Below are 16,307 nucleotides of genomic sequence, written 5' to 3'. Positions count from 1 at the left end.
CCATTATCAGGAGTCTCATGTTTTCTAGCATTTTGTCACTCTCTTTAAAAATGACGCAACGCGATTGGCGCGCTGGAGAGCTGCGTTTTCTCCTAGTCGCTTTAATGGTGGCGGTGGCGTCCTTGTCGTCGGTTGGTTTTTTTGTCGACCGCTTGCGCAATGGTTTGAACCGCGATGCACATCAGGTTTTGGCTTCTGATTTATTAGTCAGCTCAGCACAAGCCTTGAATCCAGAATGGAAAAATAAGGCGCAGCACGCCGGCTTGCAAGTGGCGGAGACCGTGGTATTTCCTAGTATGGCCCTGTCTAGTGGGCAATCGAGTGTGCAACCGAGTGGACAATCGGGGGGAGCAGCGAGTGGCAATGAGATGGGTATGGCAAAGTTGGTGACCTTAAAAGCGGTTACTAATAATTATCCTTTGCGCGGTAAGTTGAAATTGAATCAAGCGGATAAAGAAGTCGCGACAGACGAAACACCAAAACGCGGCACAGCATGGATAGATCCTGCTTTGTTTGGTAGTTTAAAAGTCGCGATGGGAGATCCGATTACTTTGGGTGAACAGCAATTCACGGTAGCCGCCAGTATTGCTTCAGAACCTGATCGTGGCTCTGGCTTTTTGAGCTTCTCGCCACGCGTCATGATAGCCATGGACGATCTGGCAGCGACTAAATTAATTCAAGATGGTTCGCGTGTGACTTATCGTTTGTTATTGGCTGGTGATAAAGTAAGCATCAAAGAATTTCAAACTTTCTTAGAGCAAGAAATTAAAACAAAAAGCCTGAAAGGCGTGCGCTTGGAAACCATAGAAAGTGGTAACGAGCAAATGCGCACTACCTTAGACAGAGCAGAGCAATTTTTGTCTATGGTGAGTATGTTGTCTGCCATGTTGGCTGCGGTCGCAGTTGCGATGGCGGCTCGTCGTTTTATGCTTCGCCATATTGATGCTTGCGCCATGTTGCGTTGTCTTGGTTTGACGCAAAACCAAGTGACGGTGATGTATCTGTTTGAATTTTTAATGTTGGGTGTTGCCGGCAGTATTGCTGGTGTGGCTTTGGGTTTTGCTGGGCATTATGTGTTGTTGGAATGGCTGGGTAAATTAGTGACCAATGATTTGCCACCAGCGAGTTTTTTACCGGCTTTACAAGGATTGGCGATTGGTATTTTGTTGCTGATAGGTTTTGCCATGCCACCGATTTTGCAGCTACGCAATGTGCCGCATAACCGCGTTATACGACGTGAGCAAGACGCACCGCAGGCATTGACTTTGGCGACTTATGGTTTGGGCTTGGCGGTGTTTGTTGGTTTGTTGTTGTGGCAAACCGGTGATCTTAAAGTGGGATTGATGGTGGCGGCTGGATTTTTGATTGGCATGCTCAGTTTTGCTTTGGTCGCTAGGGTCTGCATCATGGGTTTAAAGCGTCTGCGTAATGTGTTTAATCATTCAGCATGGCGTTTTGCGATCACTGCATTGCAACGTCGTCCTGGCGCGACCGTGGTGCAAGTGGTGGCACTGTCTTTGGGGTTAATGGCCTTGCTGCTGTTGACTGTAGTACGTAGTGATTTGATCGCGGCTTGGAAGCAATCGACGCCAGCCGATGCGCCGAATCATTTTGTGATTAACATTCAGCCTGAGCAAAAAAACGAGATCGCTAAACGTTTAGAGAATTTTGCACAGCCAAAAATTTATCCCATGATACGTGGACGTTTAATTGAGGTGAACGGCAATGTTTTGAAGCCCGATAGTTATCAGGATGAGCGTGCAAATGGCTTGGTCGAGCGTGAATTTAATTTGTCCACGATGACGGATTTACCTTATTTGAATAAGATCGTCGCCGGTGAGTGGTATCAAGATACTAGCGCTACGGAACCAGAAGCCTCGGTGGAAGAAGGCTTAGCGAAAACTTTGAAACTCCAGCTAGGCGACAAGATGACGTTTGATATTGCCGGACAAAAAATGACGGCAAAGATTACCAGCTTGCGCAAATTAGATTGGGGTTCTATGCGAGTCAATTTCTTTGTGGTGATTAACCCCAAAGCGATGCAAAACATGCCGCAAACTTTCATCACGGCTTTCCGCGTGCCAGATACGAATAAACAGTTTGCCAATCAACTGACTTTGGATTTTCCTAACTTGACGGTGATGGATGTCGGTGCGATTTTGAAGCAGTTGCAGGACGTGTTGGATCAAGTCATTACGGCGGTTGAATTTTTGTTTTTATTCACCTTGGTTTCTGGCATCTTGGTTTTGTATGCCGCCTTAGCCGGATCGCAGGATTTGCGGATGCGTGAAGCCGCTTTGTTACGCGCATTGGGGGCAACCCGCCAACAACTGTCGCAAGCGCAGTGGATAGAGTTTTTATTGGTTGGTAGTGTTGCTGGCGCATTGGCTGCGAGCGGTGCTTCCGCTATCGGTTGGGCATTGGCGACTTATTCTTTCAAATTCGCTTGGAGTTTTTCATCGTTGGTGTGGGGCGCTGGTGTTGTGGTTGGCGCAGCCTGCGCTTTGATAGGCGGTTGGTTGGGTTTGCGTAATGTCTTGAAACAGCCGCCTTTACTGTCGCTGCGCAATAGTTAGATGGAATAGTGGAGCTGAATAACAGCACACTTACCAAGTGAAAATACTGAATAAATTGAACGAGTAAAACAGCCTTATGGAATTAGAAGAAGAGAAATCAAATCTCTACGCCTTGATCGGCGGTGCAGATAAATTACGTGAAATGGTGGATCGGTTTTATGATTTGATGCAATTGGAAGCGGAGTTTGCAGGCATCAACGCCATGCATCCACAGCCGAATGACAGCTCGCGTGACAAGTTGTTTTGGTTTTTATCCGGTTGGATGGGCGGGCCGAATTTGTACATAGAACAATTCGGACATCCCCGTTTGCGCGCCCGCCATTTGCCCTACAAAATCGGTGTGGCAGAACGTGATCAATGGTTACGATGCATGGCGTGGGCGATGCAAGATGTTGGGATTGAAGAAGGCTTACAAGAGCATCTGATGAGTTCTTTTTATCAAACGGCCGATTGGATGCGGAATACACCCGGATGATATAACTGAATATGAACTAAGACATATGAACTAAAAAAATGATTATCTATAAAGCTCAAATTCTATGACCACAACAGAAATTCTCCTACTAGCAAGTATTGCGTTCGTTGCACTACTCCAAATCTTTATCTTGTTGCGCAAGCAAAGCGGTGGAGATGCACAATTGCAAGCGTCGCAGATGCTATTGACCCAGTTACAAACATTGCAAACACAGTCACAACAAGCACAAGAACGAACAGAGCGTAGTTTGCGCGAGCAAGTGCAATCGACTGCGCAAGCGACGCGTCAGGAGTTGAGCGGGAATTTTACTCAATTTCAACAAACCCTAGCGGCCCAGCTCACTAGTGTCGCTACCTTGCAGAACAATCAAATTGATACTTTCTCACAGCAGTTGGTGAAACTCAATGAGACCAATGCGCAACAGTTAGAGCAAATGCGTCAGGCATTGACAGTGCAAGGCCAAACCGCACGCGAAGAACAAAGTTTAAGTTTGAAACGCTTCGCTGATACCTTGAATCAAACCTTGAGCAGTATGACCGAATCGAATGCCCAACGCATGTTGGAAATTCGTTCTACTTTAGAGCAAAAAATTCAGCAATTACAAGCGGACAATGCCGGTAAGTTAGAAGAAATGCGTAAGACCGTAGATGAAAAATTACATGCGACTTTGGAACAACGTCTAGGTGAATCTTTTAAACAGGTTTCAGATCGACTAGAAAAAGTACATCAAGGTTTGGGTGAAATGCAGCAGCTAGCCATCGGTGTCGGTGACTTAAAGCGCGTGCTGACCAATGTTAAAACGCGCGGTACTTGGGGTGAAGTGCAATTAGAGATGGTGTTGGAGCAAATGCTGACGCCAGAACAATATGCGAAAAACGTCGAGACCGTGCCGAATAGTGGCGAACGCGTTGAGTTTGCGATTAAATTGCCAGGCAAAGACGATGAGCGCGCACCAGTCTGGATGCCGATTGATGCCAAATTCCCGAAAGAACAATATGAGCGTCTACTCGAAGCAGCAGAGCGCGCCGATGCCGATGGCGTGGCGCAAGCGGGTAAGGAATTAGAGCGCATGATTCGCAACGAAGCGAAGACCATCGCAGAGAAATATTTGTCGCCACCCCTGACCACCGACTTTGCGATTCTTTTCTTACCAACAGAAGGTTTATATGCGGAAGTGATGCGTCGTCCTGGCTTAGCCGATGAATTACAACGCTTGCATCGCGTGACGATCTCCGGCCCGTCAACCTTATCCGCTTTGCTCAACAGCTTGCAAATGGGCTTCAGAACTTTAGTTTTAGAAAAACGTTCATCTGAAGTATGGCAAGTCTTAGGCGCGGTCAAAACTGAGTTTAGTAAATTCGGTGACGTGTTAACGGCCACCAAAAATGCTTTGGTCAAAGCCGCCGATAATATCGATAAAGCCGAAGTGCGCACTCGCCAAATGACACGCAAACTTAAACTGGTCGAAGCCTTACCGACCGATACTGCACAGAGTTTATTGGGATTGGACGAGGGAGGAGATGAGGGCGATGCGTGATGCATCGTTTTGCATCTCTTATGTTTCGTTAGTGTTTCGCTTGATCCTCGTTTGTACAAGGTGGGTAATGTGAGTGCGCATTACCCACTTATAAAAACACCCTCATTTCTATAATGCCGTTCTTTAAGTTAATAAGTTCAAAGAATGTCGTTCCCGCGAAGGCGGGAATCTAGTGTCGTAAAAGCCTAAAGACACTAGATCCCTGCCTACGCAGGGATGACACCTCAAATTTTTGAGCTTAACTGAACGGCATTACCTTCAGTTCTACGTCTTTTAGCCCCATAGCCCAGGCTTATTCACCATCAAATAAAACACTCCCAGCATCGCCACAAATGCGGGATAACCTAAGATTTTCCAATAGCGCGCATATTGCCAATAAAGGGCGGGCAATGCACTTTGCTCGACACTTGCAGAGTGCGCTAATCTTTGCATTTTGATTTGTAGCCAAACGACCGGTAGCCAACAGCATCCAGCGAATAGATAGAGTGCGATTGATACTAAGAGCCATGGAGAAGTGAGTGGCCAGCCTGCGAGATGCGCCAACAGTATCCCGCTAATCGGTTGAATGATGACTGCGGGCGTTGTGAAACTCCAATCGGCAATAACGACCAGTCGCGTCACCGTGGCGATTGCTTCTATGTTCTTGCTACGATTGATAAAGAAGAGATAAAAAGCAGACCCAAAGCCTGTGCCAACTAGTAGTACCGAAGAGATAATGTGTAAGGTTTTTACCAGTAAATAGGTGTTCATTTTGCGCTCGCTTTCAAAGTCGATGGTTGACCACCTGTATCTTTAGCGATCAGAACAAATAGGATCGCTAGGATGGGAAGATTTTTCAGTATCGGAGCAAAAGGATGGGCGAGAAATTCTGGTAAGCACAGAATAATGATGATTGAATAGATCAGTATTAAAACCATTTGCGCTAGCCACAATAATCGATTCGGATAGCACAGTGTGGCGATACCGAGTACCACATCGATGCAACTCGCCAGATACAAAGCGGTGTTCGCTAATGCACCATGCAAACCGACTTGAGCCAGTAGTTGCAGACTATCTTCTCGCGGATAAATCCAGAGTGAAATCACCGCAGTGCTGATCCACAGAAATGCCAGTACCAAACGAAATAGCAGATGAGACCAATCGCTAATTGCAACCGCCGCAAGTAGCGCTGCCTCGCGCTGATTGAACCAAGCATCAACACCGCGCGGTGCTTGTTGTAGAAAGTGGGTGAAGGGCTTGCTGTCGGCGACATTCCCTTGTTCCAACATACTTAAGGTTTCTGGTGCAAAGACTTTTTGTGGCAAATATTGCGCGAGTTTGGCGCTGATGCGCATGATGCTGATTGGTATTGGAACGAATAAAGCGGGCGCTAACTGCATCGCGTCACGGTAGTGCTGAAGCATAGCGCGGTAGCTCATCGCCACCGGTCCTACTGCGCAAATAATTTGATGTGGCAGTGCTGTGTTCGCCGCCAGCTGCGTTAGCCATGTGCATGCGCATAAACAGAGATCATCAATATGGACCGGTTGCAATGCTTGTTGACCCGCACCAGGTAAAGCGATCACAGGGAGGCTGGCGAGACGTCGAAATAGCTGACTACTAGCACCATCGATACCAACGATCAGCGATGGACGCAGTATCAGATGGGGCGTGTTTAATTGGCTCAAATAGTGATCCGCAGCATGCTTGGTTCGCAGATAGTCGCTGATAACATAAGAATCTGAATTACTGGATGCAGGCTTGACATCATCCGGCCCTAAGGCGGAGATTTGTACTATCGCTTTTACACCTATATTGTGCGCCGCTTGGAATAAGGCGATGGGTGCTGCTTGATGCAATGCCGAGAATGGCGCTTGCGTTGATTGTGTGAGAATGCCGACCGCATTAATCACGACATCGATCTTGCCTAGCGCGTGCAAACGTTTTTCCCAAATTTCAGGTCTGATATCTTGACTGTAATCGATCAATAATTCGCGCCGCTGTTCTGCCACATTGTCACTGAAATGATGAACGCCGTGAATTAGCGTATGGCCCGCTTGTTCTAAAGCTCGGCTGAGATGGCGGCCGATAAAACCATGTGCGCCGCAGAGTAGAATTTTCATAGTGGTTTCCTCGTGGGGAAGATGAGTGCCGATAAGAGCCGATGCGCTTAGATGCCTTTACGTGGATCAGCTGTGTCGTTCTCAATTACTGTTTTTTATCTGGGAGATGGCAGGCACCGTCTTTGCACGATTGGCTTTGTTGTTCGGCTCGCCGTGCAGCGCGGTCAGCGGCGATTTTGAATAGAAAACCGGAAAAGCGATTGGATAGACGGTAGCGATTGCGTGCGACATGTACGTAAGCCCAATCGAACAGTGGTTTGAGTAGAGGCAGCGCGGTTGGCGCGGTGATCCAGCCTAATCCTACTGCGCCATAGGCAAGTCGAAACACTTCGACACCTTTTGCCATGCTGCCATCAGGGCGCACCGCGTGAATGATGTCCATCATTTCTTTTTTGCTGGCAGGATAAGGGCTGTCATCAAAGTCTTCTGCCGATACATCAATGAAACGTAATAAGTCCTGATCGTTGCGTGCTCTGAGATTATCGATTTCTAATTTGCAGAGTGGGCATGATTCATCATAAAGCAGGGTAAGAGGATAGTTGTTCATGATATTTCCTTGGTGTGTGAGTCAGAATGAAGTTTTGTTGTCAAAGTTTTATAGCGTCAATTTCGCCACTGGTTCGTCGCTACTTTGTAATTTACTCATAGTCGATAATTTGCTTTGTTTCTGTAATTTCTGTCGTTACAGAAATATCTATTTAAAAAAACGCGCATCATCATTCCTGTTGATGCGCTTGTTTTTTATCTTACTTATCTTCTCCGCGCACAAACTGCTGCACCTTGGCACCCATTTTGAGTAATTTCATCAAGGTACTAGGTTCTAAGCGCAGCATCTCATCAGTCCAACTTGTGAGCGTTTTCATCAGCGCTAAAGTTTCTGCGATGCGGGCTTTGCTGGCGCGATCTTCTTGATTGATGTCGGGGCTATCTAAACAGGCTTGTAAAGTCGCAATGGTGGGGTTCAATTCACGTTCCTTGCGTTCGCGCACTACTGTGCGGAATAATTCCCAAACATCCAGCGATGTCTCAAAATGAGCGCGCCTATCTCCCATCACGTGCGCAATTTTTACCAAATTCCAGTTTTGTAATTCTTTCAGTGAGTTCGACACATTGGAGCGAGCCACGCCCAAGGTATCGGCAATTTCTTCTGCGGTGAGCGGTGTACCGACGATATAGAGCAGAGCATGAATCTGGCTAACGGTGCGATTCACGCCCCACATGGTGCCCATTTCGCCCCAGTGCAGGATAAATTTTTGTTTGACAGGTGTAAGTTCCATGTACGTAGTGTAGGTATTTCTCAAATTTCTGTCAAGACAGAAATTTATTTTGACCTCGGTTCATGCAAGCAGCACCTTAGTAGCACTGCTATTAAGTTAAGGACTGAAAACCCCTCAACGCCGAGACGCAAAGGCGCGGAGGCGCGCGGAGAAAACCTTGAAGCGTCCTAGCTTCTTCTCTTTTCGTTTTTTCGACGTCTCAGCGCCTCTGCGTTGAGGAGTTTTGTTCTTAACTTAATGGTAGTGCTTATTAGTGCTTACTAGTGCTTAGTATGTGTTGGCTAGATGGTTGATGAGAAAATTTTTTAACGAGCGCAAACGAGGTGATTTTTGATCCGTTACAAATTCTTTCAATTGTCGAATCTTTTTTGCATTGCAATCGAAATTTCGACTGTGTTATTCTTCGCACTTCTTTTTTTCAGCGAGTTCACTGTGGATAGTTATAGTAGTCGATCTTTTATTGACTTGATTCTGGCAAGCTAAACACAGTCTTCTGTTGCTACTTGCCAGTCCTTGGCAGGTAGATGAAAGCCGCTCCGGCTTTTTCTCTTCCCTTTTTTTGTACCTAAATTTTTTATTTAGTCATTTGGCTTTGTGCAGATTTGCTGCACTCGAAGTCGCTTGTCGTCGTAAAAAATAAGTCTGACTTATGTTACTCCAGCGTTTGCCTAGTTCCGGCATAGCACTGGTTCGGCGGTGGTATGACATAAGCGTAGGGAGTTTTTATGTTTGAATTATTTAACCCGCAAAAGTCACTACGTGTTTTGCAGGAAAAAGGCCCTAACCGTTGGGATTGGGCTTTATTGCCTATCGTGTTAGCGATCATTGTGGCGTTCGGCTTTGCGGCCATGCAGATGAGTCGCCCCTTTGTCGTTGGCGAATTGCAGACGATTTCACTTGAGCCTGTTTATTTGCCGTATTACTTATTGCGTACCATGCTGCGCATGTTTACGGCTTTGGCATGTTCGTTATTGTTTAGCTTCGTATTCGCGGCGATTGCCGTGAAGTATAAAGCGGCCGAGCGCGTCATGATTCCTTCTTTGGATATTTTACAGTCGGTACCGATTCTAGGCTTTCAAGCGATTGCGATTGCGCCTTTTATTGCCTTGTTTTCTGGTGACTTACTGGGCGTAGAGTGCGCCGCTATTTTCGCTATCTTCACCTCGCAAGCGTGGAATATGGCATTTAGTTTGTATCAATCTATGCGTAGTGTGCCGGCCGAACTGAGCGAGGCGGCTAGTATTTTTCATCTATCTGCATGGCAGCGATTTTGGCGTTTGGAATTGCCCTTTTCGATGCCAGGATTACTGTGGAATATGATGATGTCGATGTCGGGTGGTTGGTTTTTTTTGGTCGCGGCCGAAGCCATTTCTGTGGCTGGGCAAGATATTAAATTACCTGGCATAGGTTCTTATATCGCGGTGGCGATTGATGCCAAGAATGGCTGGGCAATTGCGTGGGCGATTTTGGCTATGTTGGGTGGGATCATCGTGTATGACCAATTATTCTTCCGCCCTTTATTGGCATGGGCAGACAAATTTCGTTTTGAAGAGTCACAAGGTGATACGGCACAGCAATCGTGGTTGTTGGATTGGTTGCGTAATAGTTCGTGGGTTCGTCATTGCTCTTCTGCGTTCTGGCGGCGACTGAGTATGGCTTTATCGTGGTTTGCATTATCTTATGATGGCCGCTCTCCACGTGCTCAGCAGCATCCTCGTTCAATGCTGTGGGGCAAGCTCTGGAATGCTGGATTGTTGTTGTGCGCGCTGTTGGTGAGCTACCGTTTAGTCGTTTTTATTCATAGTGATGTGGGATGGCGGGAAGTCGGTCATGTATTTGTACTTGGCATGATTACCTTGTTGCGGGTCATGGTTTTGATCGCATTGGCCTCATTAATTTGGGTGCCCTTGTCAGTTTGGATAGGTTTGCGTCCACGTTATTCGCAAAGAGTGCAGGCAGTGGCACAGTTTTTAGCCGCGTTTCCTGTGAATTTGATGTTTCCTGTCGTTGTGTTTGCGATGTTGAGTTGGGATTTGAGTCCTAATATTTGGCTCAGTCCTCTGATGGTGTTTGGTACGCAGTGGTACATCTTATTTAATGTCGTGTCGGGCGCGGCTGCCATTCCTAATGAGTTACGTTTGGCCGCTGATAACTTGGGTGTGAAGGGTTGGCTGAAATGGCGGCGCGTGTATTTGCCTGCTATTTTTCCTAGCTATATCACGGGGGCGATTACGGCTAGTGGTGGCTCTTGGAACGCGAGTATCGTGGCTGAATATGTGACCTGGGGAAAGACCACCTTAATTGCTGACGGCCTTGGTAGCTACATTAAACAAATGACAGAGGCCGGCGATTTTCATCGTATTGCCTTGGGTGTCAGTGTGATGTGTATTTTCGTGATGCTACTGAATCGTTTTTTCTGGCGCAAATTATATCTACTCGCTGATGAGCGAGGTTCTTGATATTTTCATTGCATATTTTCACCTTAAATTTTACCGAGCTTAGTGGATCACTTGGACTGCTGCTAGCAATAACACTAGCACTAACACTGGTAATAAGACGTAAGCTCGAGTGCAAATAGACACAGACCTTCAGTAGGAGTTAGTTATGACGCAGAAGCAATTAATCGAATTAAAAGGAGTTTCTAAGTCCTTTAAAGCAGCAGACGGTAGTGCACGTTTGATCTTGGATCAAGTTGATTTTAGTTTGCAAGAACGAGAGATCGTCGCGCTGTTAGGTAAATCAGGTTCAGGCAAATCGACATTATTAAGAATTATGGCGGGATTAATTTCTGCTGATAAAGGCCAAATGACTTATCGCGATCAGGCCATTTATGGCCCAGTTACTGGGATCGCGATGGTGTTTCAATCGTTTGCTTTGTTCCCTTGGTTAACCGTGCAACAAAATGTGGAGTTAGGTTTAGAGGCACAGGGCGTTCCTGCTGCCGAGCGTGAACAGCGCGCCGATGCGGTCCTGGAATTGATAGGATTGGCGGGATTCGGTGGTGCCTTACCGCGCGAATTGTCGGGCGGTATGAAGCAGAGGGTGGGCATTGCCCGGGCTTTGGTGACCAATCCTGATGTGCTATTGATGGACGAAGCGTTCTCTGCTTTGGATGTCTTGACGGGTGAAACATTACGCAATGATATGTTGGAGTTGTGGCAGCACGCCAAGATATCAACTAAGGGAATTTTGGTGGTGTCGCACAATATTGAAGAAGCGGTCATGATGGCTGATCGTGTGATTATCTTGGGTAATGATCCTGGGCGTGTGCGTTGTGAGGTGAAAATCGATTTGCCACGGCCACGCGATGTGGATTCTTTGGAAGTGCGCACTCTCATCGATGAGATTTATGGTTTGATGACGATGCGTCATACCCACGAAGCGGTGACAGGTGAAGGTGCTCATCATCTTGGATATCGTTTGCCGGATACCGATGTTAGTCGAATCGAAGGGGTACTCGATTTGCTGGCGGATACGCCATTTAATGGTCGCGCTGATTTGCCGCAATTGGCGGCGGAGACCGAGTTGTCTGATGAAGAATTATTCCCAACCTATGAGGCCTTGAGTTTGTTGGGCTTAGCGTTGGTGGAGAAAGGTGACATCAGTTTGACTCCGCTCGGGGCGCATTATGTGGCTGCCGATCAGGCGAATAAACAAGAACTGTTTGGCCAGCAATTATTGTTACACGTGCCTTTGGCTGCGCACATACGCCGCAATTTAGAAGCTGAGTTGAGCGGTAGTCTCGCCGAGGTACCTTTGCTGGAATTGTTAGAAGAGTTTATGAAAGAAGATGAAGCTAAACGCGTGTTGGAAATCGCGATTGAATGGGGACGCTATGGCGCTGTTTATGAATATGACTACCATACCGGTCGTTTGACTCTGCCTGCAATGGATGATGAAGATTGAATATTAGGGCCGGTGCTGCTCTGGTTCAGGTTAAGGCTTCGGCGTTCTAGCTAATCCAACGAGCTTGTTAGCCAATTATTTGCAGTGATCGGTGGCGGCTTGATAGGCGACCACGAATAGAGACAAAATACTTCCACCTTGACGCAGACAATCTGGTTTTGCCGCTCGATTGGCAGCGTCTTGAAATTTTTCGTATTTGCTGTTGGGCGTGGTAATGAGCGTTTTGTTATTCGCTTCGGCCATTTTTTGAATATCGGATTTGCTGGCCTCGTAAGCGGCACGCACTGCTGCGCTATTCGGCTTGCCGTTGGTCATCAGATTGGTCAGGTTGGTGCCACGATGTTCAGCACCTAGGGTGGCGTCTTTTGTCGTATTTTTTGTGGCAGGGGCTGCGAGTGGATCAGTGACATTTGACTCTGCTATGTCTTTGTCTGGCTCTTTGTTTGTGATGGTTAACGGTGGAGTAGTGGTCGCTATATTTGCTGTATCCGTTTGCCGTGTTTTTGCTTTGGCAGGATCACGCGTACTCGATTTAGCTTGGGCTGCTTTGTTGGTAGGTGAAGTCGCAGCGACTTGTTCCGAGTTCGCCTGGTTGACGATCTTTGATGGTGCGATCCAAGTCAGTATGAATTCTCTCGAATGCGTCAATCCATCGTTAAGCAATGTATGGGTAAATTGCTGATTAAATTGGGCAAGGAAAGTTAAAGAAATCAGTACCGCAGCACAGGAAGCGAAGGCGCGCTGTCCCTTGGTTTGTGCTTGCCAATTGCTTGAGCTAATGCGCAAAATATCAGACATGGTGAGATCGTTGTAAGGAAGACTAATTCAAAAGCATAGACGTAAATTCTTAAACGGGCAGATAGTAACATTGGGTACTATCGGATGCCACGCATAGTATCGTAATCTGGGTAAGGTGAAATTTTTACTTGCTTTTGAGTGCGCTAGGTAGAGGGAGTTTAGGCGGCATAAATCCGGTATTGGTTTTTACCTGATTTCTTGGCTTGATACATGGCTTCATCGGCTTGCGACATGAGTTCATTATGATCAAAGTCGGGTGTGCTACATAGTGTGATACCTACACTTGCTCCTATATGAATCGTATCGGCGTTTTCGAAAGACATGGATTGTGCCGCTGAGCTAACGATTTTATCAGCGATACTTTTGAGCTTATCTAATTGATCTATGTCTTTGAGTATCACAATAAATTCGTCGCCGCCGACTCTGGCGATAAAATCAGATTTTCTGACGATTTTGCTTAGTAGTTGGCTGAAATGGCATAGCACTTTATCGCCAACATCATGGCCGAATTGGTCATTCACTTCTTTAAAACCATCCAGATCTATCATCAATAGATAGAAACTGCCGAGTAGGCCGCCATGCATTTCGAAGTGTATCCTGGCCATGGCTTTTTCAAATCCTAGTCGATTCGCAATGCCAGTTAAGTGATCGGTAACGGCTAATTGCGTGACTGATTCTTCAATTTGTTTGCGCTCGGTGATGTCGTTGACTAGTCCTTGCAGCACGCCATTCTCGACTGCGCTGAGGACGAGGTTAATCCATTTTTTTTGTTTGGGGGCGCCGACTTCAATTAAGAAATCTTCGGAGGCGATTTGTTCTGCGTAAGTCGCATTTTCTAGCATCCCTTGTAAACGTAAAGCGTAGTCGCTTAAGTTATTGAGCAAGCTGTGTTTAATCTGCGTGGGCTCGGCATCAAGCCTAATGGCGAATAAACGGCTATAAGCGGGATTGGATGAGATGACTTCACCATTGGATTTGAGTAAAAAAATACCTGTCTCTGAATTTTCAAAAATGGCCTGGAATTTTTTTTCACCTATCTGATGCTGTATCCGTAATTCGCGTTCATCTTCCAATAAATTAAATAACTTAGAGAACAGCGTATTTACGTCTCTGACCAGTTGTCCGATTTCATCGCGTTCATTACCTGCAGGAAGTGGCAAGCTGGCGTTAGCATCCGGCGGTAAATGATGGAGTCGGTCTGAGATTGTTTTAATGGGACGTGTGATGAGAAACATGACCACAAAAACCACGGCACCGGCCATGATGAGGGCTTGCAGTAGCAGGAGATAGGTCGTGACGCTGGCTTTGTTATTGATTTGCCCGCGAATAAACGCTAGATCAGGCAATAGTTCTATTTGACATACTGCTTCTTTAGGGTTGAAAGGAGAGTAAATAGGGCGCTGAATAAAGAGTTTGGACTTGTCACCTAGACGCAGTAGGCCATGATCTTGTACTCGCTTATTTTTGTGTAATTCGGTGAGTGTTTGCTGTTCAGAATAAATTTTGACGCTGGCCACATCTTCATTTTTTAAGAGACCTTGTGCTACTTCTTTTGCTAGATTGGCGTCGAATAAATAGCACGCGATACTGACCGTACTTTCGACGGTGCTAAGCAAAGTATGCATGCGATTTTTGACCAATTCTTGCTCAGTATTCGCCTCCCAATAATAGGTAAAGGCAGCAAAGATGCCGCCGATAAACAGCGTAATGCCCAAAACGATCGCGCTACTGCGAACAACAATGCTGGTGCGAAGCAGATTGAGCATAATAGGATTGGGCTTAAATGGAAACGAGCATCACGAACGTAGCGGGTCAAACACGATTTTGACACGCTTATCGATTTTTTTCCGGTCTATGTAAGCGATGGCGCCAGGCCGGCTGATAACAATGTCCATCGCTTCTTCCTGATTAGCGACTTGTTTTGGTGGCGAGCCTTGACCTGAAAACATGAGTCTAGCCCAGTAAGAGCTGATTTCAGATAATTCTTTGTTTACCATTACATTATAAAAGTGGGCTTTTTCTGTGATGGGATTCTCTAAATCTAAAGGGATGGCGTTGATCCCTGACGCTAGTTTTCGATTGCGCCCCATATACACATTGATGACTTCATCTTTACTCATCTTCTCAATACCCGATTGTAAGTTGGCTATGACGACAAAATCGTTCCCAGCCGCAGCCGTACTGGCATAGGACGCCAGGTGCAATGCGGAGAGCAGGATGATTAATCGTCGTTGTCGGTGCATAGTATGAACGTCCAGTGTCGCTCAGTTAAAAATAAAGTTGAAAGTACAAGTGATGATATTGGCCTTGCCGTTCCATGTTGCTTGCGCTGCTCTGACTAATCCTCTTTGTGTAGCATCTAAATGATCAAATTGAACTTTGATATCGCTGCTATTGCTGAGGCTGTAACGCAGTCCGAGTGACTGCGTGCTTTGTTCACTGAGCGTGCTGCTTGATACGCTTTGTACGGCAGCATTTATCCGGTCAAATTGAGCATTTATACCACTCGGTAAGCTATTGCCTAAGGTTCGATAATCCATAGGTTTGGTTTTTGCTAGGGTGACATAGGGAGTCCATTCTTTATGGCGATAACCCACAGTAATAAAGGCACTCTGGTTAGAGTTAAATCCTAGCGATTCTGATTTGAGACGGCTATACATTAGTTGTGCTTGCAAAGGCCCTTGGTCGTACACTAGTCCAGCAGATAAATAGCGGACTCGTTTTTCTTTGAATGACAAATCGTGGGCAAGCTGTGGCAGGCTAGGATTGATGGCAATTAGTTGTGGTGAATTGAGTGCCGCAAATAAAGGTAATAGTGACAGTAATTCATTTTTGAATCTGAGATTAGTTAAGCCTACTCTTGCGAGCCAATGCTGAGATTGAAATTCTAAATGTCCGCCAAAAATCCTAGACCCTTTTAAAGAAAAGAAATTGTCTGGCGCATCGACTAGCACTTGCTCTTGCGCTTGTCCGCTAAAGAATTTTATTTTTGTTTGCGTCGTTTCCGTATTGAATTTATATACAGCGTCGGCGCCATCAATATAAGAAATAATCAGATTGCCAAAATAATCTACCGGCGGTCTTACCCATAAGTAAGAGTAGCCCACATTGCGAGAATCGGCCAAAGGATATACATCAAATCCCAATCGACCACCGCGTAAATCGAGATTGTCGCCGGGTGAGTATTTGACGAAGAGCCAGCTTAATTCGGGGCGAAACCCTCGATAGCTACGGCGCGCTACGACCTGCGCAGTTGCTTCCAGATTATCTATGATGGGGGCGGATAATTGCAGACCCAGTAGCGAGTCTAGCCCTAGGTCGATGCGGCGACTGGCACCGACTCCTGTGGTCTGTAACAAGTCTCGGATGTAGTCAAAATTTCGACTGGTATTGTAGGTGACGCCTAAGGTTCCAAAGCCGCTAAATTTGAAAGGCGTATCTTGGCTGGCTTTGGATTCAGTTTTAGATTCGGCTCTAGATTCGGCTTGGTTTTCAGTCTTAGCGCGAGCCGTAAATGAACCCGTAAGCCCTAAAAATAAGAGACTGGGAATGCATAGCCGTAGAAAAAAATCCTTCATAGGACCTCATTCTGAACTGAGTACTTAGTGATTGATAGCGTTTCGCCAATGAAGTGTC

Annotated in this window: 13 protein-coding genes; 5 read left to right on the top strand and 8 right to left on the bottom strand. The window is 46.3% G+C overall.

The window, feature by feature from the left end; translation table 11 throughout:
• Positions 1-17 precede the first annotated feature (17 nt).
• From ACFFJH_RS14590 to ACFFJH_RS14580, 3 genes are all read left to right on the top strand, one after another.
• Positions 18-2,576 (top strand): ABC transporter permease, encoded by a 2,559-nt coding sequence (locus ACFFJH_RS14590; RefSeq protein WP_390213604.1) that lies wholly within the window; start codon positions 18-20, stop codon positions 2,574-2,576.
• A gap of 76 nt (positions 2,577-2,652) precedes the next feature.
• Positions 2,653-3,051, top strand: a complete 399-nt coding sequence (locus tag ACFFJH_RS14585) for a group II truncated hemoglobin (RefSeq protein ID WP_390213603.1) — start codon at positions 2,653-2,655, stop codon at positions 3,049-3,051.
• Between the two features lie 64 nt (positions 3,052-3,115).
• On the top strand, positions 3,116-4,588 hold the full coding sequence (locus ACFFJH_RS14580) for a DNA recombination protein RmuC (RefSeq protein ID WP_390213602.1): 1,473 nt from the start codon (positions 3,116-3,118) through the stop codon (positions 4,586-4,588).
• Positions 4,589-4,861: 273 nt separating this feature from the next.
• Here ACFFJH_RS14580 and ACFFJH_RS14575 read toward each other — a convergent pair whose 3' ends face one another.
• The 4 genes from ACFFJH_RS14575 to ACFFJH_RS14560 form a co-directional block, all read right to left on the bottom strand.
• Positions 4,862-5,338, bottom strand: a complete 477-nt coding sequence (locus ACFFJH_RS14575) for a DUF2269 family protein (RefSeq protein ID WP_390213601.1) — start codon at positions 5,336-5,338, stop codon at positions 4,862-4,864.
• Positions 5,335-6,690, bottom strand: coding sequence for an SDR family oxidoreductase (locus ACFFJH_RS14570; protein WP_390213600.1), 1,356 nt, complete (start codon positions 6,688-6,690; stop codon positions 5,335-5,337). Before ACFFJH_RS14570 ends, ACFFJH_RS14575 begins: the two co-directional genes overlap by 4 nt.
• An 85-nt stretch (positions 6,691-6,775) precedes the next feature.
• Positions 6,776-7,237 carry a thiol-disulfide oxidoreductase DCC family protein gene (locus ACFFJH_RS14565; RefSeq protein ID WP_390213599.1) on the bottom strand — a complete coding sequence of 154 codons (462 nt, stop codon included), beginning with the start codon at positions 7,235-7,237 and terminating at the stop codon, positions 6,776-6,778.
• Positions 7,238-7,436: 199 nt separating this feature from the next.
• On the bottom strand, positions 7,437-7,967 hold the full coding sequence (locus ACFFJH_RS14560; protein ID WP_390213597.1) for a GbsR/MarR family transcriptional regulator: 531 nt from the start codon (positions 7,965-7,967) through the stop codon (positions 7,437-7,439).
• Positions 7,968-8,692: 725 nt separating this feature from the next.
• Between ACFFJH_RS14560 and ACFFJH_RS14555 the strand changes: the two genes are divergently transcribed.
• Both ACFFJH_RS14555 and ACFFJH_RS14550 read left to right on the top strand, forming a co-directional pair.
• A complete protein-coding gene (locus ACFFJH_RS14555; protein ID WP_390213596.1) occupies positions 8,693-10,426 on the top strand; it encodes an ABC transporter permease in 1,734 nt (577 codons plus the stop codon).
• 145 nt (positions 10,427-10,571) lie between these two features.
• Positions 10,572-11,873: an ABC transporter ATP-binding protein gene (locus ACFFJH_RS14550; protein ID WP_390213595.1), complete on the top strand. Its 1,302-nt coding sequence runs from the start codon at positions 10,572-10,574 to the stop codon at positions 11,871-11,873.
• A 75-nt stretch (positions 11,874-11,948) separates the two neighbouring features.
• Here ACFFJH_RS14550 and ACFFJH_RS14545 read toward each other — a convergent pair whose 3' ends face one another.
• The 4 genes from ACFFJH_RS14545 to ACFFJH_RS14530 all read right to left on the bottom strand — a co-directional run bounded on the left by ACFFJH_RS14545 (position 11,949) and on the right by ACFFJH_RS14530 (position 16,249).
• Entirely contained in the window at positions 11,949-12,671 is a 723-nt protein-coding gene (locus ACFFJH_RS14545; protein ID WP_390213594.1) for a hypothetical protein, read from the bottom strand.
• Between the two features lie 158 nt (positions 12,672-12,829).
• On the bottom strand, positions 12,830-14,437 hold the full coding sequence (locus ACFFJH_RS14540; protein ID WP_390213593.1) for a sensor domain-containing diguanylate cyclase: 1,608 nt from the start codon (positions 14,435-14,437) through the stop codon (positions 12,830-12,832).
• Positions 14,438-14,467: 30 nt separating this feature from the next.
• Positions 14,468-14,914: a type 2 periplasmic-binding domain-containing protein gene (locus tag ACFFJH_RS14535; RefSeq protein WP_390213591.1), complete on the bottom strand. Its 447-nt coding sequence runs from the start codon at positions 14,912-14,914 to the stop codon at positions 14,468-14,470.
• A 21-nt stretch (positions 14,915-14,935) separates the two neighbouring features.
• Complete coding sequence (locus ACFFJH_RS14530) at positions 14,936-16,249, bottom strand: hypothetical protein (protein ID WP_390213590.1); 1,314 nt, start codon at positions 16,247-16,249, stop codon at positions 14,936-14,938.
• Between the last annotated feature and the right edge of the window lie 58 nt (positions 16,250-16,307).

Origin of the sequence: Affinundibacterium danionis, from assembly GCF_042432465.1 — a bacterium.
Lineage (GTDB): Bacteria > Pseudomonadota > Gammaproteobacteria > Burkholderiales > Burkholderiaceae_D > Undibacterium > Undibacterium danionis.
Note: the sequence above shows the minus strand (reverse complement) of the source record. Positions and strands in the feature narration are given on the sequence as shown.